The 235-nt window shown below is 35.7% G+C and carries 1 pseudogene; it reads left to right on the forward strand.

The features are described from left to right. Positions 1-45: 45 nt before the first annotated feature. Positions 46-235: pseudogene (locus tag R0K30_RS23530) on the forward strand (thiol:disulfide interchange protein); the annotation flags it as partial.

Below are 235 nucleotides of genomic sequence, written 5' to 3' on the forward strand. Positions count from 1 at the left end.
ATTATGATAGCTTTGCGTAACTTCACTCTGAGAGGACGATATACGATGAATTCAATCTTACTTTTACAGCTCTCTCTTATTCTTTGCAGTCTTTTATTAACTGTCGGAGTCATCACTTATTTAAAACATCAGATGAAGATGATCATCTTACCTATTCAACATGTTAGACAAAAACTTGTGCATCCGCTTCTCGAACAACCATCACCCATTCATATGAATGATCTGCTGCAAACAA

Origin of the sequence: Bacillus sp. SIMBA_154 (assembly GCF_046536015.1) — a bacterium.
In the GTDB taxonomy this organism is placed as follows: Bacteria; Bacillota; Bacilli; order Bacillales; family Bacillaceae; genus Bacillus; species Bacillus pumilus_P.